This is a genomic window from Luteibacter sp. UNCMF331Sha3.1 (assembly GCF_900109915.1).
Classification (GTDB): domain Bacteria; phylum Pseudomonadota; class Gammaproteobacteria; order Xanthomonadales; family Rhodanobacteraceae; genus Luteibacter.
The window spans coordinates 38,565-60,038 of sequence record NZ_FOBU01000006.1 but is presented as its reverse complement, the minus strand read 5'-3'; the positions used below and the strand labels follow the sequence as shown (position 1 = coordinate 60,038).

At 64.8% G+C, this 21,474-nt stretch carries 12 protein-coding genes; 8 read left to right on the top strand and 4 right to left on the bottom strand.

Features of this window, described 5'->3' with window-relative positions; all coding sequences use genetic code 11:
• Positions 1-341: 341 nt before the first annotated feature.
• Both BMX32_RS18240 and BMX32_RS18235 read left to right on the top strand, forming a co-directional pair.
• A complete protein-coding gene (locus BMX32_RS18240; protein WP_089981562.1) occupies positions 342-1,946 on the top strand; it encodes an ExeA family protein in 1,605 nt (534 codons plus the stop codon).
• 2 nt (positions 1,947-1,948) lie between these two features.
• Entirely contained in the window at positions 1,949-2,632 is a 684-nt protein-coding gene (locus BMX32_RS18235) for a rhomboid family intramembrane serine protease (protein WP_029213966.1), read from the top strand.
• Here the strand turns inward: BMX32_RS18235 and BMX32_RS18230 are convergent.
• Both BMX32_RS18230 and BMX32_RS18225 read right to left on the bottom strand, forming a co-directional pair.
• Positions 2,621-3,358: a glutamine amidotransferase gene (locus BMX32_RS18230; protein ID WP_089981559.1), complete on the bottom strand. Its 738-nt coding sequence runs from the start codon at positions 3,356-3,358 to the stop codon at positions 2,621-2,623. The two genes, BMX32_RS18235 and BMX32_RS18230, sit on opposite strands and share 12 nt — an antisense overlap.
• Positions 3,355-5,169: a type IV pilus assembly ATPase TfpB gene (locus BMX32_RS18225; RefSeq protein WP_089981557.1), complete on the bottom strand. Its 1,815-nt coding sequence runs from the start codon at positions 5,167-5,169 to the stop codon at positions 3,355-3,357. Before BMX32_RS18225 ends, BMX32_RS18230 begins: the two co-directional genes overlap by 4 nt.
• Before the next feature lie 66 nt (positions 5,170-5,235).
• Here BMX32_RS18225 and glyQ point away from each other — a divergent pair, with 66 nt between their 5' ends.
• On the top strand, positions 5,236-6,150 hold the full coding sequence (glyQ, locus tag BMX32_RS18220; protein ID WP_089981555.1) for a glycine--tRNA ligase subunit alpha: 915 nt from the start codon (positions 5,236-5,238) through the stop codon (positions 6,148-6,150).
• The gene (gene glyS / locus BMX32_RS18215) at positions 6,140-8,284 is read left to right on the top strand and encodes a glycine--tRNA ligase subunit beta (protein ID WP_089981553.1); all 2,145 of its coding nucleotides are present in this window, start codon (positions 6,140-6,142) and stop codon (positions 8,282-8,284) included. Before glyQ ends, glyS begins: the two co-directional genes overlap by 11 nt.
• A 45-nt stretch (positions 8,285-8,329) precedes the next feature.
• Here glyS and BMX32_RS18210 read toward each other — a convergent pair whose 3' ends face one another.
• Positions 8,330-8,920 (bottom strand): helix-turn-helix domain-containing protein, encoded by a 591-nt coding sequence (locus BMX32_RS18210; RefSeq protein WP_244511606.1) that lies wholly within the window; start codon positions 8,918-8,920, stop codon positions 8,330-8,332.
• 557 nt (positions 8,921-9,477) lie between these two features.
• Here BMX32_RS18210 and BMX32_RS18205 point away from each other — a divergent pair.
• The 4 genes from BMX32_RS18205 (at position 9,478) to BMX32_RS18185 (ending at position 20,815) form a co-directional block, all read left to right on the top strand.
• A complete protein-coding gene (locus BMX32_RS18205; protein ID WP_089981551.1) occupies positions 9,478-12,555 on the top strand; it encodes a TonB-dependent receptor in 3,078 nt (1,025 codons plus the stop codon).
• Positions 12,556-13,042: 487 nt separating this feature from the next.
• The gene (locus tag BMX32_RS18200; RefSeq protein ID WP_089981549.1) at positions 13,043-16,075 is read left to right on the top strand and encodes a TonB-dependent receptor; all 3,033 of its coding nucleotides are present in this window, start codon (positions 13,043-13,045) and stop codon (positions 16,073-16,075) included.
• A 507-nt stretch (positions 16,076-16,582) separates the two neighbouring features.
• The gene (locus BMX32_RS18190; RefSeq protein WP_089981547.1) at positions 16,583-19,630 is read left to right on the top strand and encodes a TonB-dependent receptor plug domain-containing protein; all 3,048 of its coding nucleotides are present in this window, start codon (positions 16,583-16,585) and stop codon (positions 19,628-19,630) included.
• 318 nt (positions 19,631-19,948) lie between these two features.
• A complete protein-coding gene (locus tag BMX32_RS18185; RefSeq protein WP_029213827.1) occupies positions 19,949-20,815 on the top strand; it encodes a DUF1481 domain-containing protein in 867 nt (288 codons plus the stop codon).
• Between the two features lie 153 nt (positions 20,816-20,968).
• Here BMX32_RS18185 and BMX32_RS18565 read toward each other — a convergent pair whose 3' ends face one another.
• Positions 20,969-21,415, bottom strand: coding sequence for a hypothetical protein (locus BMX32_RS18565; RefSeq protein ID WP_139206787.1), 447 nt, complete (start codon positions 21,413-21,415; stop codon positions 20,969-20,971).
• Between the last annotated feature and the right edge of the window lie 59 nt (positions 21,416-21,474).

Sequence of the window (21,474 nt, the reverse complement as noted above, 5' to 3'; positions counted from 1 at the left end):
TTTTTCTTTGCGCGCAGCGCGACCCGCAACAGGTCACCGCCAGGGGCTTTATCCCAAAAACCCGGTCTCATTGAGGCCGGGTTTTTTCTTTGCGCCTGTGGGAGCGCGCTCGCGCGCGATCAGGTGCTCGCCCCAAGCATCCCAATCCCCGGTGGGAGCCAGCCTGCTGGCGAACGGTGCTCGCGGCAAGCCCCCTTCGCCAGCAGGCTGGCTCCCACCAGAGCTCCCACCAGAGCTCCCACCAGAGCTCCCACCAGAGCCCCGCCTCGCAGCCCCCTCTGCCGAAAAAGCCGCACCCGCGCAAGGCTCCCCCGCGCGGGCCGATCGGCTAAAGTAGGCCCATGTATCTACAGACATTTGGACTTCGCGAGCCGCCATTCGGCGACGCACCGGATCCGCGCTTCGCGTGCCTGTTCGCACGCGAGCGCGAGATCCTCGCGCATGTCGAGTACGAAGTCGGTGCGGGTGCGTCGAGTGTCACCCTCGTCACGGGCGACTGCGGGATCGGCAAGACGCTGTTGTGCATGCTGGTCGAGGCCGATGCCGCCTCCCGCGGCATTCGTGCGGTTCGTCATGGCGCGGACAATTACGCCCTCGAACCCGTGGCCTGGATCCGGTCGCTTTACGCGGGCTTCGGCCTGCCACTGCCGCTCAGCGCGGACGCCAATACCCGCGACCATCTCGTCGACGGCCTCGCCGCCGGGCTCGGCCGCCTCACGCATCACGCCAGCCATCGCTTCCTCTGGATCCTCGATGACGCCGAGGAGCTTTCGGACGACGAGTACGCGCTGGTCAACCGGATCCTCGTGGCCTGCGAGAAGGCCGAAGTGCCCTTTCACATCGTGCTGGCCGGCGAACCCGTGCTGCGCGAGCGCCTTGCCGGCCCTTCCGCACCGGCTCTGGCCGGACACATCCGCAGCCGGTTACCGATGCCGCCCTTGACCGACGAGGAGAGCGAGCGCTACGTGCGTCACCGTCTCCATGTCGCGGGCACGACGCAGATGCCGTTCAGCCGTCTCGGACTGCGCAGCCTCCGCGACGACGGCAGAGGCAACCCGCGTCGCCTCAATACCCTGGCGCACCGCGCCCTCGAACGCGCGGCGGAGCGGGGCGAGCAGTCGATCGGCGAGCGCGCGCTCGGCTTCGTCGTGCGCGAAGCGCTCCCCGAGCACGCGCTCTACTGGGTGCGCCGTTATCGCAAGGCGTTGCTGGCCGCCGGTGGCGTCCTCGCGCTCGCCTTCGTGGTGGGCGTGGCTGCCTGGTTCTTCACCGGTCATACCGCCGTACGGCCCAAGAACCTCGCGACGACGCCGCCGGACGTCGCGCTCGCTAAGTTCCGCGACGCACTGCCCGTGCCCGATGTCGGCAAGGTCCGGGTGTGGGGTGAACTGCTCGCCCGCTGGCAGGTGTCCTCGAAGGAAACGTCGGTCGCCAACGCCATCAACTGCGACGCGGTGATCTTTCCCGGCTTCGCGTGCGTCAGCGGTCGGGGATCGCTCGACCAGCTTCGCCGCTTCGACCGCCCGATCGTTCTCGAACTCGACGACGCGAACGCGAAACAGCAGGTGCTCCTCGTCGGCGCGGGTGACGAGGACGTGCGCCTCTTCCTCGGCGGCAAGTACGTCGAGCTTACCCGCGAGGCGTTCGAGCACGTGTGGAACGGGCGCTTCTACGCGGTCTTTCGCGTGGATCCCGCCATGCCGGCAAAACTGGCCCGGGGCGACAGCGGCGACGGCCTGGCCTGGGCGCTCGAGCGCCTGCCTCCCGATCCGGCCGCCGCCGGCACGACACCGCCGGCGTCCTTCGATCGCTCCGTCGAGACCCGCGTGCTCACACTGCAGCGTCGCTTCGGCATCGCGGCGGACGGCGTGGTCGGGCCGGAGACGATGTTCGCGCTGTCGTCGCTGGACAACGAGGGGCCGCACCTGGCGCGCGGCGTTCCCTGAGCATGTTCGTCCACGTCGATACACGTCGGCGTTCGCGCCTGTGCTGGGCGACGATGCTCGTCGTGATCGTGTGCGTGGTCAGCTTCGTCGCGCTCGCGTTGAGCAGCCGCACGGAGCGGACGGACATCATGCTCCACTGGGGCACCGTGCCCGCGCACCTCTTCGGCACCGGCCTGCCGCTCTGGGAGCAGCTCAGCGATCCCGCGCTGTTGCGCCTCTTCACCGCGACCTTCATCCATGCCGGCTGGCTGCATCTGCTGAGCAACCTGCTGTTCCTCGTGATCTTCAGCCTCCCCGCCGAACGCAGCCTCGGTTCGCCGCGCTTCCTGCTGCTGTTCCTGCTTGGCGGTGTCGTCGGCAACCTCATCGGCGCCGTGTCGCTGACCGGCGCGCGCGTCGCCATCATCGGCTGCAGCGGCGCGGTTTCCGCCGTCGTCGGCGCTTACGTGACCCTGTTTCCCCGGACAAGGCTCGGCCTCGTGCTTCCACTGGGCCTGTATCTGGAATTCGTACGCGTGCCGGCGTTCGTGCTGATCGGCATCTGGGCGCTGGTGCAGCTGCTTTTCAGTTACGCGGGCGCCAGTTACGGCGCCGTCGTCTGGTGGACGCACATCGGCGGCTTCGTGTTCGGCATCGTCTTCGCCCTGTTCTCGCGGGGCGCGATCGCACGCCGGTTACGCGGCTGACGGTTCGCGCGCCGCGAGCACGTGCTCGTTGAGGAAGCCGCGAAGCAGGCGCGTCGCCACGGGTGTCGGCGCCACGCCGGCGAGAAGCGCATCGGGACACTGCCCTTCGTCGCGCAGCGCGTCGTGCTTGCGACGAATGTAGGCGCGCATCACTTCGGCGGAAAATTCCGGATGGAACTGCGTGCTGATGGCATGGGTGCCGTAACGCACGAGGTGATGCGGATCGCGGTCGGAGCTCGCGAGTGTCGTCGCCTGCGCGGGCAGCTCCAGCACGCTCTGTTCGTGCGTCGCATGCGCGTGGAACTCGGCGGGCAAGGCCGCGGCCAGCGTATCCGACGCGGCCTGCGCGTGAGTCCGCAGGCGGACCGTCCCCATCTCGCGTCCACCGGGGAGGTAATCCACCCGGCCCCCGAGCGCATGCGACATCAGCTGGTGGCCGTAGCAGACACCGAACAAAGGCAGCTCGCTATCCATCGCATGGCGGATCCATCCCGCCGTGCGCTCGCTCCAGCCGAGCTTCTCGGTCACCATGGACGCGGAGCCGGTGATCACCGCGCCCGCGCACTCGTCCGGATCGGGCAGCGGATCGCCCTGTTGCACGTCGACGATGCGCAAGTGCATGTCCTTCAGGCGGAGACCAAGGCGAAACCAGCGTGGAAAGTCGCCGTGACGACCTGCGATGACGTCCGGTGCGCGACCGGTGCGAACGATGAGGACGGGCTTCATGGGGTACTGCTTTCTTCGATCTCTGTCGGTGGAAGCACGTTGAGCACTTCGCGCACGGTGGTGAGGCCGGCGGCCACCTGCATGGCTGCCGAGATGCGTAGCGGCTTCATGCCTTCCTTCAGGGCGGCACCGCCGAATCGGCCGAGGTCGAGGTCGGCGGCGATCAACGCGCGCAGGCGCCCCGACATCGGCATCATCTCGTAGACGCCCGTCCGGCCCAGGAAACCGGTCTTGCGGCACTCGAGGCAACCGACGGCTTCGAACACGCGCTCGGGCAGAGGCACGTCCCAGCCATGCGTGAGTGCATGCCACGCGTCGGGATCCTGCACGGCGGGGCGTTTGCAATGCGGGCAGAGCGTGCGAACCAGACGCTGTGCCACGACGCCCGTGAGCGTCGACTGGATCAGGTAATGCGGCACGCCGAGATCGAGCAGGCGCGTGACCGCGCTCGGCGAATCGTTGGTGTGCAGCGTGGAGAGCACGAGATGGCCAGTCAGCGACGCCTGGACCGCCATCTGCGCGGTTTCCAGATCGCGGATCTCGCCGATCATGATGATGTCCGGATCCTGGCGCAGCAGCGTGCGCACGCCGGCCGCGAAATCGAGATCGATGGACGCCTGTACCTGCATCTGGTTGAGGTCCGGCGACACCATTTCGATGGGGTCCTCCACCGTGCAGACGTTGAGTTCGGGCCGCGCGAGGTGTTTCAGCGTCGAGTACAGCGTCGTGGTCTTGCCCGATCCGGTGGGCCCAGTGACCAGGACGATGCCGTGCGGGCGCTCGACCATGCCCCGCCAGAGCCGGTCTTCCTCGGCGGAAAACCCGAGCTGCGCGAAATCCTTCATGACGAGATCGGGATCGAAGATACGCATCACCACCTTCTCGCCGAACGCCGTCGGCATGGTGGAGATACGCAGTTCGACTTCGCGACCGCCGGCCGAACGCGTCTTGATGCGGCCATCCTGCGGCCGTCGCTTCTCGGCGACGTCCATGCGCGCCAGGATCTTCACGCGTGCGGTCACCGCGGACATCACGGGCGGCGGCAGTTCGAACACCTTCTGCATCACGCCATCGATGCGGAAGCGCATCTGCCCCGCGTCGCGGCGAGGCTCGAGGTGGATGTCGGAGGCGCGCTGCTCGAACGCGTACTGGAGCAGCCAGTCGACGATGTGCACCACGTGGCGGTCGTCGGCGCCGACTTCGCCGGTCTTGCCGAGCTCCACGAGCTGCTCGAAGTTGATGATCTTCGACGGCTCGTTGCCCTTGGCGTCCTGCGCGAGCTGGATCGACCGCTGCACGCCGTAGAACTCGAGCAGGTAGCGGTTGATGTCGATCGGGTTCGACACCACGCGGCGCACGTCGCGGCGAAGCATGTGCGCGAGGTCGGTGGCCCAGGCCGTGTCGAACGGTTCGGCGGTGGCGAACGTCACTTCCGAGGCCGACGCGGCGACGGGCAGGATGCGGTGGCGCTGCGCGTACGCGTTGCTGACGGCCTGCGTGACCTGCGCCACGTTCACCTTCATCGGGTCGATCTTCAGATAGGGCAGGTCGGCCTTGCCGGCGAGCCATTCGACGAGGATCTCGAGGCTCAGCGGGCGCCCTTCGTCGCGCCGGTTGTCCACCTTGCTGTTGGCGATGATCACCAGCGGGTGCAGTTCGATGGCCGTCCTGCCGCTGCGCGAGCCCATCCGGACACGCTTGGCGTCCTCACCGGTCAGGTAACCGTCGACCACGAGCGAGGCGAGCACCTCGTCCAGTTCGAGCCGGCCGCGGCGCCCGAGAATCGCGCCGTGTTGCGGATTGACTGCCATCGCCGTACGACCCTGTGTGAATCCCACGCCGCTATACTAGCCCGCTTTCCAGAGGACCCGGAAACCATGTCCGCGCCCACTTTCCAAGACGTCATCCAGACCCTCAACCGCTACTGGGCGGATCAGGGCTGCGTGCTGGTGCAGCCCCTCGACACCGAGGTCGGCGCAGGCACGTTCCACCCCGCCACCTTCCTGCGATCGCTCGGACCGGAACCCTGGGCCGCCGCCTACGTGCAGCCCTGCCGTCGACCGACCGACGGCCGCTACGGCGAGAACCCCAACCGCCTGCAGCATTACTACCAGTACCAGGTGGTGCTGAAGCCGAATCCCGACAACATCCTCGAGCTCTACATCGGTTCGCTGAAGGCGCTGGGTATCGATCCGCTCGTGCACGACCTGCGTTTCGTCGAGGACAACTGGGAGTCGCCGACCCTGGGCGCCTGGGGCCTCGGGTGGGAAGTCTGGCTGAACGGCATGGAGGTCACGCAGTTCACCTATTTCCAGCAGGCCGGCGGGCTCGAATGCCGCCCCGTCACCGGCGAGATCACCTACGGTCTCGAACGCCTGGTGATGTACCTGCAGAACGTCGACAGCATCTACGACATCGTCTGGACGAACGCGCCCCATGGCGTGGTCACCTACGGCGACGTGTTCCACCAGAACGAGGTGGAGCAGAGCACCTACAATTTCGAATACGCCAACGTGCCCGAGCTATTCCACTGGTTCGACGTGTGCGAGGGCGAGGCCGGCAAACTGATCGCCGCCGGCCTGCCGCTGCCCGCCTACGAGCAGGTATGCAAGGCCAGCCACGCGTTCAACCTGCTGGATGCGCGCCGTGCCATCAGCGTCACCGAGCGCCAGCGTTTCATCCTGCGCGTTCGCACGCTGGCACGCAGCGTCGCCGAGGCCTACGTGGCCCAGCGCGAAAAGCTCGGTTTCCCGGGCCTCAAGAAGACCAAGGAGGCCGCGCATGGCCGATAAGCGACTGCCGCTCGTCATCGAGCTCGGCACCGAAGAACTACCCCCCAAGGCGCTCGACGACCTCGCCGGCGCGTTCGCGCGCGGTGTCGTCGAAGGCCTGGAAAAACGCGGTGTATCCGCCGATTTCGCTTCCGCGAAGGCATACGCCTCGCCGCGCCGTCTCGCCGTGCACATCGCGGGCGTCGCCACGTCGCAACCCGACCAGTCGGTCGAACGTCGCGGTCCCGCCGTCGCCGCCAGCATCGGCGCCGACGGTGAACCCAGCAAGGCGCTCGTCGGCTTCGCACAGTCCTGCGGCGTCGACGTCGCCGCGCTCGAAAAACTCGAGACCGACAAGGGCGCGTGGTTCGTCTTCCGCGCCGTGAAGCCGGGACAGCCGACGGCCGCGCTTCTGCCCGAGATCGTGACCGAGGCACTGAAGGCCTTGCCGATTCCGAAGGCGATGCGATGGGGCGACCGCGACGACAGTTTCGTCCGCCCCGTGCACACGCTGCTGATGCTGCATGGTGCCGACATCGTCGAGGGCGAGATCCTCGGCCTGACGAGCGGCCGCATCAGCCATGGCCACCGGTTCCACCATCCGCAGCCGGTGCACGTCGCCGATGCCGACAGCTGGCTCGACGCGCTGCGCCGCGCGCATGTCATCGCCGATCCGGCGGAACGTCGCCAGCGCGTGCGCGACGAAGTCGCGCGGGTCGCCACGGGCGGCGTGCCGCGTCTGTCGGAAGGCCTGCTCGACGAGATCGCCAACCTCACGGAATGGCCCGTCGGCATCGCCTGCACGTTCGAGCGGGACTTCCTCGACGTGCCGCCCGAGGCGCTCGTCACCACGATGGAAACGAACCAGAAGTTCGTGCCCGTCTTCGACGCCGGTGGCAACCTCACGGAACACTTCATCGGCGTCGCCAACATCGAGAGCCGCGATCCGGCCGAAATCCGCAAGGGCTACGAGCGTGTGATCCGCCCGCGCTTCGCCGACGCGAAGTTCTTCTGGGACGCCGACCTCAAGACGCCGCTGGCCGATCTGCAGGAAGGCCTGAAGACCGTCACCTATCAGCAGTCGCTGGGAAGCCTGTGGGATAAGACGGTGCGTGTTGCCGAGCTCGCCCGCGTCATCGCCAACCGCGTCGGTGTCGACGCGGGGCAGGCCACGCATGCCGCCGCGCTGGCGAAGTGCGACCTGCTGACGCGCATGGTCGGTGAATTCCCCGAACTGCAGGGCGTGATGGGGCGTTACTACGCCACGCGCCAGGGCATCGTGGCCGAGGTGGCCGACGCGCTCGACAGCTTCTACCAGCCCCGCTTCGGCGGCGACGCCATCGCCGCGGGCAAGGTCGGCCAGGTGCTCGCTGTCGCCGAGCGCCTCGACACGCTCGCCGGCATCTTCGCCGTGGGCCTGAAGCCGAGCGGCAACAAGGATCCGTTCGCGCTGCGTCGCGCCGCGCTGGGTCTCGCGCGCACGCTGATCGAGGGCGGCCTCGACATCGACCTGCGCGCGGCGCTCACCGAGGCGTTCGACCTCGTGCCCGAAGCGGCACTCGTGGCCGGCGTGAAGCCGGGCAAGGACGGGAAGGCTCCCGCGATCGACATCGGTGCGCGCCGCCGCGAGCTCGGCGACGAAGTGCACGGCTTCGTGCTCGATCGCCTGCGCGGCTACTACGCCGATCAGGGTTTCTCGGCCGATCAGTTCGAGGCGGTGCTCGCCGTGGCGCCGGCCACGCTGCCGGATTTCGACCGTCGTCTGCGTGCCGTCGGCGAATTCGCCCGGCGTGCCGAGGCCGCCAGCCTCGCCGCCGCGAACAAGCGCGTGGCCAACATCCTGCGCAAGCAGGCGGAAGACACGCAGGCCGCGCCGATTCCCGTGGCCGTCGATCCGGCGTACTTCGAGCTCGACGCCGAGCGCGAACTTCACGCGGCACTCGACGCCGCCCGCGCGGACAGCCGGGGCCTGCTGGCCGACGGCGACTACACGGGCACGCTGGCGCGCCTCGCGGCGCTACAGGCGCCGGTGGACCGCTTCTTCGACGATGTGCTGGTCAATGCCGACGATCCCGCGGTGCGCGGCAACCGTCTGGCGCTACTCGCCCAGCTGAAGGCGAGCTTCGGGGCGATCGCGGATATCTCGCGACTCTGAACCCGCCCGGCACCCCTGGCGCGCCAGGGGTGCTCGCGGCGGCCATCAGGCCGCCGCGGCTCCCGCCTCGTCGTTGATCCGCGCGATCACCGTGCGGCGGAACGCCACCACGCGATCGGCGTAATCCTGCTCGCCGGAGCGCCCCAGGATCGAATACATCTCCGCCACCAGGTCCGCATGGCGGACGGGCGAGAACCGGCTGCCCGCCATTTCGATGTCCGACTGCAGGAGCTTCATGGCGGCCGCCAGGCGTGACGGGTCGAGCGTCCCGGCATGCTGCTGGCGATCGCGCGCCTCGGACGATTCGCTGCGCCGAGCGGCGTCCTCGCCCGCCGGGTCGAGCATCATCGGGCCCTCGCCGGCGGCGAGCCAGACGAGCGACAGCCCCAGCGTCTTCGCCATGGTCACGCAGCGACCGCGCGACGGGTCGGTGTTGCCGTCGCGCCAGCTGCGCACGACGCCCTCGGAGAAGCCACAGCGGCGCGCGATCTCGCTGACGCTGCCGGACATCTTGATGACGGCGCGAACGCGCGTAGCGAACGAGGACGGCTGCGGCCCCGTCGGATCGATGGCGCGGGCATCCATGCCGCCGCTGGCGGCGTCGGCCTGGATGGAGCCCCGTGAGTTGTCGTTCATGCGAATGGAACCTCGTGATCAGCTGAAGCCGCCCCCCGGCCTTTCGCGCTCAACGCGCGACCCGGGGATCCGGTGTACAGGAACATGCCTTCGAAAGCCTTTCGCTTGAGAAGTTTCTGAGGTCGCGGCGCAAGTTCGGTCCGGGGCGCTCGAAATTCACGCGATATGACGACGCGAGCGCATGATTTTACTAAGAATGTTTCCTAGGTCATATTCGGATATGTGCCGAAAGTCATGGTCGCGGCGCGCGTAACCCCTCGTTCCCGGTGAAGTTTTTTCGGCATGTCGTTCAGGATGTCGCAAGAACGTGATGATGTCCGTTACGTTCGAGTGAAAACACCCATTGCCGAAGCATCAAACCTTACGTATATGTGAACACCATCCGCGTCCACCTGCGGTGTGAGAGGGGTTGGTCGTCCTGCCGGGACGGCCTGTTTTAAGGGGAAACGCAAAGACCGTTCACGCAAAACCCGGTTCGACCGGGACGGGATCGGCTTGCCATTAAAGCCATCGCAAATTGTTGCGATTAGCGACTTTTTTTAGGGGAGAGGTATTCGATGAATTCGCGTAACCACCGGACGACGACCCTGGGTCGTCGCACCGCTCTGGCCCTCGCCATCGGCATGGGCGCCATCTCGGGCGGCGCACTTGCCCAGTCGAACGTGACCGGTTCGATCTTCGGCCAGGCCAACCCGCAGCAGGGCACGACCGTCACCGTGACGAACCCGGAAACCGGTTTCTCGCGTTCGATTCCGGTCGATCCGAACGGCCGCTATCGCTTCAGCTCGCTGCAGCCGGGCACCTACAAGGTGACGCTGGAGAACAACGGCGCCGTAGTCAGCACGCGCGACAACGTGGCCGTCACGATTTCGCAGGGCTCGGAAGTGTCGTTCGCCTCGGCGGCGTCCGCGACGGAGGCCAGCACGCTCGAAGGCGTGTCGGTCAGCGCCACGGCCATGCCGTCGATCGACGTGTCGTCCGTCGATACGCGCACCGTGCTCACCGCGGAACAGCTCAACAAGCTGCCCATCACGCGCGACGTCCTGGCGGCCGCGCTGCTGGCGCCGGGCGTCATCGGCAACAACAGCTACAAGGACGCGCTGGGTAATCCGGTGCCCAGCTTCGGCGGCTCCGCGTCCTCCGAGAACGCCTATTTCATCAACGGCTACGCGGTCACCAATCCGCTGACCTCGATCGGCCTGACCCAGCTGCCGTTCGACGCGATCGACCAGCAGCAGGTGCTCCTCGGCGGTTACGGCGCGGAATTCGGCCGTTCCACCGGCGGTGTCATCAACATCGTGACCAAGCGCGGTACCAACGAGTGGCATGGCGGCGTCTACACGATCTGGGAGCCGACCGGCACGCGCGCCAAGCCGCGCAATGCGAACTACGCCGACACAGGCTTCTATCCGGCCACCGACAAGACGCTCTACCAGTACTTTGCCGGTAACGAGTTCTGGCGCTCGACGATCGGCGCCTATGTCAGCGGTCCGTTGATCAAGGACAAGCTGTTCTTCTACGTCGACGCCGAAATGAACCGTCGCGAAGGTGCGGGTATCGCCACGAACCCGACCGCCGGCGCGATCACCTCGGTCGCCGGCCGTACGAACGGCTGGAATGAATACCGTTACAAGATCCCCCGCTGGCTGGCGAAGATCGACTGGAACATCACCGACGATCACCACATCGAACTGACCGGCGTGTCGGACAAGTCCGAGTACACGTCGGAAACGTACGCGTTCAACTACGCCACGCAGACGCACGGCACGACGCAGAACGGCGGCGTTTACACGAAGGACGGCGGCGACCTGTACATCGGTAAGTACACCGGCTACATCACCGATAACTTCACGGTGTCGGCCCTGTACGGTACCCAGAAGGTCAATCACGTCCAGACGCCGTACAACTACAATCCGGACTGCCCGCTGATCACCGTCGCCAACAACGCGAACGCGCCGGGCATCGCCTACGGTAGCTGCCAGAGCACCTCGACGCTGGTCCGCGTCCCGGGTTCGAACGACAAGACCAACGGCTGGCGCCTCGACCTCGAGTATCGCCTGGGCGACCACGACATCCGCTTCGGTGCCGATCACCAGGAAGCGAAGTCGTACACCGGTACGGCGCTCCCCGGCGGCTTCAGCTGGAACTACAACGTCCAGAACGATGCGAACGATCCGATCGACGAAGGCCATGGCGTCGGCTCGCCGGCGTCCGCTGGCGGCCTGGGCACGCAGGGCTTCTACGTCAATCGCAACTTCCAGACCGCCGTCGCCAAGGTGAAGACGGTCCAGGAATCGCAGTACCTCGAAGACCACTGGCAGCTGACCGATCGTTGGCTGATCTACGCCGGCTTGCGTAACGAGCAGTTCAAGAATTACAACGGCGCCAACCAGGTCTACGCCAAGCAGCGCCACCAGCTCGCGCCGCGCCTCGGCGTGTCGTGGGACGTCTACGGCGATTCGACGCTGAAGCTCTACGCCAACGCCGGTCGCTATCACCTGGCGATGCCCAACAACGTCGCCGTCCGCGCCGCGTCGGGTTCGCTCGGTACGTCCGAATACTTCACCTATACGGGCGTCGATCCGCGCACCGGCGTGCCGACCGGGCTCGTTCCGGTGGCGGTGGACCAGTCGGTGGGCTACACCTGCGGCGGCACCAATGCCGTTTCGGCGAACCTCGAGTGCGGCGTCGCACCGGATCCGCGCACCGTCGCGGCGAAGGGCCTCAAGTCGCATTACCAGGACGAGTACATCGCCGGTCTCGACCAGGCGATCACGCCGAGCCTGAACTGGGGTGCCAAGCTGACGTGGCGCCAGCTGCGCAGCGCGATCGACGATACCTGCACCCCCGCCCTCGGTGGCGCGTGCTTCCTGTTCAACCCCGGCACCGGCAACACGTTCCTGCAGCAGCAGGACGACGGCTCGTTCGTCGCGCGCCACTACACGAAGGAAGAGCTGCAGCTCCCGGACCTCAAGCGCAAGTACTACGCCGTCGACCTGTACCTCGAACATCCGTTCGCCGACAAGTGGTACGGCCGGATCGATTACACCTGGTCGCGTAGCTACGGCAACACGGAAGGCCAGCTGGCGTCGGATCTCGACACCGGTAACGGCGGCCAGGCGGACGTTTCGGTCACGCAGGACTGGGATCTCCCGCAGCTGATGGTGGGCGCGAATGGCAAGCTGCCGAACAACCGCACGCACCAGATCAAGGCGTTTGGCTACTACCAGATGACCGACGACCTGCGTTTCGGCGCCAACCTGAACATCGCATCGGGCCGTCCGAAGAACTGCACGAGCTTCTATCCGACCCCGGATGCCGGCTTGTACAACGGCGCGTTCTATTACTGGTGCGGCCTGCCGGGCACGCCGGGCTACGAGCGTTCGCCGCGTGGTTCGCATGGCAGCACGCCGTGGACGTACATCGTCAACCTCAATGCGGCCTACACGCCGAGCTGGCTGGACAAGAACCTGACCTTCCAGATCGATGTGCTGAACGTACTCAACAAGCAGACGCCGACCGCGTTCTATCCGCGTTACGCCTCCTCGCGTTCCACGGTCAGCCCGCTGTACGACCGCAAGTTGAACTTCACCGATCCGCGTACGGTCCGTTTCACGGCCCGCTACGACTTCTGATCGGCAAGAAACCAAGAAAGTTCTTAAAAACAAGAAGAGCCTGCGGAGGCGGATGGCCTCCGCAGGCGACAACAAAGCTCTCCCCAGATCGCCCTCGGCCGCCCGGTCGGGGGCTTTTTTTCTAGGAATGTTTCCTAGTACGAATTCCTATGCGAAAGCCCGGTGTCACATGGTTTCGCATGCAAGTGGTTGTGCGAGTGCAGGAATCGCCGCGGGAATCGCGATGCTGTCACGCAAATAACTGCTGACGCAGGTAAAACTGAAGTAAAAAAATCGTATTGCGGGAATGTGACGTGTCTCGTATATGTGACCCAGGCCACGTTACCCGTGGCAATTCGGGGGCGGGATCCTTTGACGGATACCGTTGTTTTGAGGGACCTTTTTTAGTACCGATCCGTACAGAAACCTGGCGCAGGCCGGGGCGGGGTCGGCTTGCCTTCCATCGCAAGATTTCGCGTTGCGGCATTTTGAATTGGGGAGAAGCATCATGAGTTCGCGTCATTATCGCGCCGCGTCGTTGGGACGCCGGTCCGCGCTCGCCATCGCCATCGGCCTCGCCACCGTATCCGGCGCCGCGTATGCCCAGTCGACCGTCGGTCGCATCACGGGTCAGGCGCAGTCGGGCGACACCGTCACCGTCACCAGCAACACGGGCGTGACCCGTTCGACCACTGCCGATCCGTCCGGCAAGTACACCGTCGACAACCTGCAGACCGGCCAGTACAAGGTGTCGGTCAGCCGCGGCGGCGCCGTGGTCGACTCGCGCGACAACGTCGGCATCGTCGTCGGTGCCGGTACCACCGTGAATTTCACCGGCGCCACCACTGCCGCCGATACGTCGAACCTCGAAGGCGTGACCGTTTCGGCCAACGCGCTGCCGTCGATCGACGTGTCGACCGTCGACTCGCGCACCGTGATCACCTCCGAACAGCTCGCCAAGCTGCCGCTGGCGCGCACCGCGGAAGCCATCGCGCTGCTGGCGCCGGGCGCCGTGGCCGGCAGCTCGTTCTTCGTCGGCCCGACCGGTAACGCGCTCGTCTCGATCGCGGGTAGCGCGGTCACCGAGAACGCGTACTACATCAACGGCTTCAACACGACGGATCCGCTCAGCGGCTTCGGTGGTATCACGCTGCCGTACGGCGCGATCGACCAGCAGGAAGTGCTGGCCGGCGGCTACGGCGCGGCATACGGCCGTTCGTCGGGCGGCGTCATCAGCCAGGTCGGTAAGCGCGGCACGAACGAATGGCACTTCGGTGGCCAGGTGCTGTGGGAGCCGAAGGGCGCGAAGGCGAGCCCGAACAATTATTACAGCCAGATCGGGCCGGCCGCTGGGCAGGTGTTCGATCGCAATAAGGACGACAAGTTCTGGCGCACCACGTACTCGGCCTATGCCGGTGGTCCGCTGATCAAGGACACCCTGTACGTGTTCCTCGCCGCCGAGCAGGAGCGTCGTCAGGGCGACCAGACGCTTAACGTCAACGCGCCGTTCACGTACAAGCAGAACTATCGCAATCCGAAGTACTACGCGAAGATCGACTGGAACATCAACGACAGCAACATCCTGGAGTTGACCGGCGCGTCGAACAAGCAGAACTACGACGCATCGATCTACGATTACGATTACGCCACCGGCGTTCGCGGCGCGTACACCGGCAAGGACACCGCCGGCGCCCCGCAGAACAAGTCGGGTGCGGACGTTTACAGCGCCAAGTTCACCAGCTACATCACCGACGACCTGACGTTGACGGCCCTTTACGGCAAGATGAAGGGTACGTACTACACTGCGGTCGCGGACTCCACGCTGCCCTCGATCCTGCAGGCGAACCAGCAGAACACCGCGTTGACAGGTGGTGGTTTCATCACCAACTCGAATCCTTCTGCACAGATCGCCGATCCGAAGCACAAGTCGACGAACACCAACCTGCGCATCGATCTGAGCTATCGCGCGGGCGATCACACGATCACCGCCGGTATCGATAACCAGAAGGTGCTCGACAAGAACGACGGCATCACCACGTCGGGTCCGGGGTACGGCTGGGAATACTGGCAGACCGACGCGGATACGCCGATCATCGGCGATACGCCGGCCGACGCCGCTTACGTGGCACCGCCCGGTGGCGATGGCTACTACGTCGCGCGCTACGTTTACAGCACGCAGGCGTCGGTTCGTACGACCCAGCGCGCCCAGTACATCGAAGACTCGTGGCAGGTCAACGACCGCTGGCTGGTCAAGGTGGGTCTGCGTAACGACCAGTTCACCAACTATAACCAGAACGGCGAAGCGTACCTGCGCCTCACCACGCCGCAGTGGGCCCCGCGCCTCGGTGCGACCTGGGACGTCAATGGCGATTCCAGCCTTAAGATCTATGCCAACGCGGGCCGCTATTTCCTCGCCCTGCCGGCGACCGTCGCACTGCGTTCCGCGGGTGCCTCGCTCTACACGCGTGAGTATTTCAACTACACGGGTATCGATGCCAACGGTATCCCGCAGGGCTTGACGCCGATCTTCAGCAGCACGGGCGGTCCGATCTCGGCCAACCGCGAATACGGCATCCCGCGTGATCCGAAGACTGCCGCCGCCACGAACATCAAGTCGCAGTACCAGGACGAGTTCATCCTCGGTTTCGACGCGTCGCTGACCGACAAGTGGACGTACGGCGCGAAGGCCACGGTGCGCAAACTGCGCAACGCGATCGACGACGTCGGCGATGCTGGCGCCATCGAGCGCAAGATGATTCGCCAGGGTATCGATCCGGACACCATCGGCGATATTCAGGGCAGCTACCTGTTCAACCCGGGTCGTGCGAACACCTTCCTCGTTCCGAACACCAACGGCGGCTTTTACAGCGTCGACATGAACAACGAGGACTTCGGCTTCCCGCACAGCAAGCGTAATTACTACGGCCTCGAGCTGTATCTCGACCACGCGTGGGACGGCAAGTACCAGGTCCGCTTCGATTACGTCTTCTCGAAGAGCTACGGCAACTCGGAAGGCCAGGTCCGTTCGGACATCCGTCAGGACACGGTCTCGGCGACAGTGGACTGGGATTACGCGGAAGTCATGCAGTACGCCAACGGCGAACTCGCTAACAGCCGCAAGCACCAGTTCAAGATCTACGGTTCGTACCAGATCGCGCCGGAATGGCTCGCTTCGGCGAACGTGCTTATCGCGTCGGGTGCACCGAAGAGCTGCCTCGGCTTCTACGGTCCGAACGAGACGAATCCGAACCTCGGCTACGGCTCGTACTACCACTGGTGCGAAGGTCAGCCGTCGCCTCCGGGTGAGAAGGGCCACAATCCGTGGACGTACATCGCGACCGGTTCGATCGAATACCGTCCGACGTGGGCCGACAGCAAGCTCGGTTTCAACCTCACGGTGTTCAACATCTTCAATCAGCGTAAGCAAACGCAGGTCTACCCGATCCGCGGCAGCGTTGCGAAGCCGAACCCGCGCTACGACATCCCGCTTTACCAGACGACCCCGCGCTATGCCCGCGTCGGCATCACGTACGACTTCTGATCGGATCGTCCAAAGAACGTAGGTAAGCAGCTACAAGAAGAGAAGGTCGGTCGGGGGCCTGGAGGCCCCCGACCGTCAGAAGGCCCAAAAGCCTCCCCAGATCGCCCTCGCCCCTGCGGACGAGGGCGCTTTTTTGACGGAACTGTTTCAACCGTAAGCAAAAATCCCTGCAATTCAGGGGATTGATCCTGCAAGGCTCGTCAACATGGCGTTAGAAAAAACGCCGATCCCGTGTAAATAATTTGTTGACACGGTGGTCGGCGTACGCCTATGTTCGGCGTCGACGATGCTGAGTTCCCTCTTTCCTGCACTGCCGGAAAGGCCGGGTTCAGCCAGTCCAAGGCTTTGCGGGAGCGGTGCTTACGGGCGGCGTGCTCACTCTGGGAGGAGTGGACGCTGGTGATCCCCTTAAGACACGCGACCGGCGAGGAAGCCACCTTTTTTCCGGCCTCGGTCGGTTTTGCTTGTCTTTGAGGCCCGGTTCGGGCCGATCTGGGGAGATTTACAATGAGTTCTCGCAGCATCCGGCAGGCGTCCGTCCTGCGTCGTTCCTCGCTCGCGCTCGCGCTGGCGATGGGCATGGGCCTCACGGGTACCGTGTACGCCCAGGCCACCACCGGTAGCCTGTTCGGTTCGGCCGAGCCGGGCGAAACCGTCCAGATCACCAGCCAGACTGGTGTGACCCGTACCACCACGGTCGGCGAAAACGGCCGTTACAACTTCGGCAACCTGCCGCTGGGCAGCTACAAGGTCAGCCTGCTCAAGGGCGGCGCCGTCGTCGACTCGCGCGACAACGTCGAGCTGCGCGTCAACGCCGGTACGGACGTCTCGTTCGCTGCCGCCGCCACCGCTGCCAGCGCTTCGAACCTCGAGGGCGTCACCGTCGTCGGCACCGCGCTGCCGCCGATCGACGTCTCGTCGGTCGACTCGCGCACCGTCATCACGCAGACCCAGCTGAAGCAGCTGCCGCTCGGCCGTAGCGCCGAAGCGATCGCGCTGCTGGCGCCGGGCGTGTCGCCGGGTGCCACGGGTACCGGCGTTGCCAGCCCGACCGGCCAGGCCCTCGTCTCGTTCGCCGGTTCGTCGGTCAACGAGAATGCCTACTACGTCAACGGCATGAACACCACCGATCCGATCAACGGTTACGGCGGTATCGTCCTGCCGTACGGCGCGATCGACCAGCAGGAAATCCTGACCGGTGGTTATGGCGCCCAGTACGGCCGTTCGGCCGGTGGCGTCATCAACGTCGTGGGTCGTCGCGGCACGAACGAATTCCACTTCGGTGGCCAGCTGCTGTTCACCCCGAAGTGGGGCAAGGCTGACCCGAAGAACATCAACTTCGCGAAGGGTTCGCCCAGCGAAGGCGAGCGTTACCAGTACCGTGCTGACAACAAGGATTGGGAAGCGATCGCTTCGGCCTACGCCGGCGGCCCGCTGATCAAGGACAAGCTGTTCGCGTTCATCGCCGTCGAAGGCGCGCGTCGCGAAGGCACGAACGTCGGTTCGGTGTCCACGACGCGTACCACGCAGTACCGCTACGACGATCCGAAGCTGTACGGCAAGATCGACTGGAACATCAACGACAGCAACATACTCGAACTGACCGGCGCGTCCTACAAGGACGAGTACTCCGGCGGCATCTACGCGTACGACAACGACACGAACACCCGTGGCGCTTACCGTAACGCGGCGACCATCGAGAACACCAAGCAGACCATGTGGCTGGCGAAGTACACCAGCTACATCACCGATACGCTGACGTTGACGGCGCAGTACGGCAAGCAGAAGACGGCGTTCTTCACCCGTCCGGCGCAGACCGATCCGGACCTCATCTACATCACCGGCGCGGGCAACCAGAACCCGGCATACAACGGTGGCGTCGCCGGCGGTATCGCGAACGCGCAGAACCTGCGCGACATCGACGATCCGCGTCACGAGAGCAAGGGTTCGAACTACCGCCTCGACCTGGCCTGGACGCTCGGCGACCATACCCTGACGGCTGGTATCGACAACCAGAACACGCAGGACAACAACGACGGCACCTTCATCTACGGTAACAACGGCTACTCGTGGTCGTACGGCACCGTGCAGCAGGGCGCGAGCACCATCGCCGGTGGCCAGGTCACGGCTCCGGTCGGTACCCCGTACTACGTCGCGCAGTACCGCATGACCACGGCCGCCAGCGTCCGTGTGAAGCAGCGCGCCCAGTACGTCGAAGACAAGTGGCAGCTCAACGACAACATCCTGCTGTCGATCGGTCTGCGCAACGACCAGTTCACGAACTACAACAGCGCCGGTCAGGCCTACATCGCCCAGACCAAGCCGCAGTGGGCTCCGCGCCTCGGCGGTAGCTGGGACGTGTACGGCGACAGCACCTTCAAGGTGTACGCCAACGCTGGCCGTTACTACCTCGCCCTGCCGGCCGCGCCGGCGCTGCGCGGTGCTTCGGCGTCGTACTACACGAACACGTACTTCTCGTACACGGGCATCGATCCGAGCAACGGTTACCCGACCGGCCTGACCCCGCTGAACACCGTTCGCGGCGTGGGCGCTCCGATCTCGACGAACAACGAATACGGTCAGACGCCGGATCCGAACGTCGTCACCGCCCGCGGCGTGAAGGCCGAGTACCAGGACGAGTTCATCGCCGGCTTCGACAAGACGCTGGGAACGAACTGGACCTACGGTGCGAAGCTGACGCTCCGCAAGCTCGGCAACGCGATCGACGACTACTGCGACACCGGTGTGGTGCAGGACGCATTCGCCGCCAAGGGCTACGACGTCGATTCGCAGAAGTGGGATCAGGTCGGTTGCTACCTGTTCAACCCGGGTCGCGCCAACACCTTCCAGGTCGGCAACGCGGCCGGTGGTTACGACTCCATCGACCTGTCGAACAAGGACCTTGGCTTCCCGCACCTGAAGCGCAAGTACTACTCGGCCGAGTTCCACCTCGATCGCCAGAAGGGCGACGGCAACTGGTGGGGCACCGTCAGCTACACGTACTCGCGCCTGTACGGCAACTCGGAAGGCCAGGTCGATACGGATGCCGGTACGCGCAGCTCGCCGTCGGTAACGCAGGCGTGGGATAACGCGCCGCTGATGGTCTATTCGAACGGCACGCTCGCGAACGATCACAAGCACGCCCTGAAGGCGTACGGTGCTTACCAGATCACCCCGGAGTGGATGGTCGCCGGCAACATCGCCATCGTCTCGGGTGCGCCGCGTAACTGCTACGGCGGTTTCGGTCCGAACCAGGAAGACGCGGGTTACGGCGTCGATTCCTACCACTGGTGCAACGGTCAGCCGTCGCCTCCGGGTTCGGGCAGCCGTCTGCCGATCACCCACACGGTGTCGCTCAGCACGGAATACCGTCCGGCGTTCGCGGACCACAAGCTGGCCTTCAGCATCGAAGTCTTCAACCTGCTCAACGAGCAGCAGAAGACCCAGTCGTACCCGTACTACGGCGTGTCGTCGGCTCCGGATCCGGAGTACCGCCGTGCGCTGACGTACCAGACCCCGCGTTCGGTCCGCTTCGGTGCGACCTACGACTTCTGATCCAGAGCGTCGTGATCGACCGCTCGCGTAAGCGAGCGGCTCGACCGGGAACGAAAACGCCACCTTCGGGTGGCGTTTTTTTTGGCCGAACGGAAGAAAACGTTTTCTTATTCAAAGCGTTACCGCTTTTCGGCAAATCTGGTCCCAAAGCTGCCAACCGGCTCGCGAAACCCGATACCTGTCAGGTTCCTCACTTGACTTTTACAGCGGCGCATTTGCCGGTATGCTTCCAAATCCCCCTCGGAAGTCCTTGCGCCGCCATGCGCGTGCGTATCTTCCGTGACCCACAACCATTCCGTTCCGTAACGAGGTTCGACCATGCGCAGGATTATCTTGTCGCTCGCATCCGTGGCCGCACTGGCGGCCCTCGCCGGTTGCAGTGGCTCCGACAACAACGGCCAGTCCGCGGCCGCGTCCGCCAGCACCAGCGGCGGCGACACCGCACCGGCCACGCCGGCCAACGCCGTCACCGGTACCGTCACCCTGCGTGACGCCGGCGCACAGCTCAGCCCGGACGCCAAGCTCGAGCTCAAGCTCGTCGACGTCTCGGCCGAAGGCTCGCAGCCGCTCGCCAGCAAGACGTTCGCGCCGGTCACCATGCCGCAGCAGTTCCAGCTCGACTTCAATGCGACGGACCTCAATCCGAACGACATGTACATCATCGAGGCCTCGCTGCAGGACGGCGAGCGCCACTACGCCTCCCCGCTGAAGACCCCGGTCCTCACGAAGGGCGCCAAGAACGTCGCCAACATCCAGCTCGTCGGTGAAGCCACCCCGGGCGAGAAGGAACTGGCCGGCTTCAACAGCGTCAAGAAGAACATCGGTGGCATGAAGGTCACCCAGGGCACGGCGCTGAAGGAAGGCGAGTCCCGCGGCTGGCAGATCTTCAAGAAGGGCAACGACGTCGTCTTCGTGATCGAGCTCGTCGACTACGGCGACAAGGGCTTCACCTCGACGAACTACGCCTACAAGGACGGCAAGGCCTGGGTCATCGTCCAGGAGAAGAAGTCCAGCAAGGACGCGAAGCCGAACTCCATCGCGCGCGCCGGCTGGAACGACGCAGGCGAGCTCGTGCTGAAGCAGAACGAAGCGGGCGGCAAGGTCGACACGCTGTCGGAAGACGACGCGAACAACCTGCGCAAGCAGGCTGACGCGATGTACGCGAAGGCCGGCGGCAAAAAATAACTAGGCAGTCATGCCTGCACGCAAAGAAACGCCGGCTTCCAGCCGGCGTTTCTTTGCGTGGCCCCGCAGGCCGAACTCAGACGCTGCAAGCGCGACGGCGCCAATTTCGAATCAATTGAATTGGCGAATGCTGCGTTTGAGAGTCACGCTTAACTAGTAGCCCGTGCCCGGCAGGTAATTCCCAAGACCCGACAGTTGAGATGGGGCCGGAAGGGAGCAAGATTTTTTCCCGAAGAATGGACCGCCTTGATATGGCACGTCCTGGCAATAATTTTGCAGTGTCCGTCCCGTCGCAGTACGAAAGTAAACGGCCGAATTAACTAGGTTATGGCCAACAGTCTGGCAAAGTCCCATGTCATCGCATGAGACGATTGGATCACCGCATCCAAACTCAAACTCCACGCGATACGCATTGCCGTAGTCGACCTGCCCAGCGTGCTCCCTCACGTTGTTGCAGTAGAGATTTGAGTTCCCGATGATGTTGTCGTTTGCGTCGAAGTAGATCACCGCTCGTGCAAACGCTGGCAATGCCATGGAGATGCTCGGCATCGCTCCAAAGCACACAAGCAATAACGTGGCTAACACATAACGAATGCGCATCGTTGAGTATCCTTCATCGCGCCTCGGATGAGGCGAAACGAGCATAGTCTTCCTCTTAC

Coding starts and splice junctions, on each gene's coding strand:
- BMX32_RS18240 (WP_089981562.1), top strand. CDS start 342: ATGTATCTACAGACATTTGGACTTCGCGAGCCGCCATTCGGCGACGCA.
- BMX32_RS18235 (WP_029213966.1), top strand. CDS start 1,949: ATGTTCGTCCACGTCGATACACGTCGGCGTTCGCGCCTGTGCTGGGCG.
- BMX32_RS18230 (WP_089981559.1), bottom strand. CDS start 3,358: ATGAAGCCCGTCCTCATCGTTCGCACCGGTCGCGCACCGGACGTCATC.
- BMX32_RS18225 (WP_089981557.1), bottom strand. CDS start 5,169: ATGGCAGTCAATCCGCAACACGGCGCGATTCTCGGGCGCCGCGGCCGG.
- glyQ (WP_089981555.1), top strand. CDS start 5,236: ATGTCCGCGCCCACTTTCCAAGACGTCATCCAGACCCTCAACCGCTAC.
- glyS (WP_089981553.1), top strand. CDS start 6,140: ATGGCCGATAAGCGACTGCCGCTCGTCATCGAGCTCGGCACCGAAGAA.
- BMX32_RS18210 (WP_244511606.1), bottom strand. CDS start 8,920: ATGAACGACAACTCACGGGGCTCCATCCAGGCCGACGCCGCCAGCGGC.
- BMX32_RS18205 (WP_089981551.1), top strand. CDS start 9,478: ATGAATTCGCGTAACCACCGGACGACGACCCTGGGTCGTCGCACCGCT.
- BMX32_RS18200 (WP_089981549.1), top strand. CDS start 13,043: ATGAGTTCGCGTCATTATCGCGCCGCGTCGTTGGGACGCCGGTCCGCG.
- BMX32_RS18190 (WP_089981547.1), top strand. CDS start 16,583: ATGAGTTCTCGCAGCATCCGGCAGGCGTCCGTCCTGCGTCGTTCCTCG.
- BMX32_RS18185 (WP_029213827.1), top strand. CDS start 19,949: ATGCGCAGGATTATCTTGTCGCTCGCATCCGTGGCCGCACTGGCGGCC.
- BMX32_RS18565 (WP_139206787.1), bottom strand. CDS start 21,415: ATGCGCATTCGTTATGTGTTAGCCACGTTATTGCTTGTGTGCTTTGGA.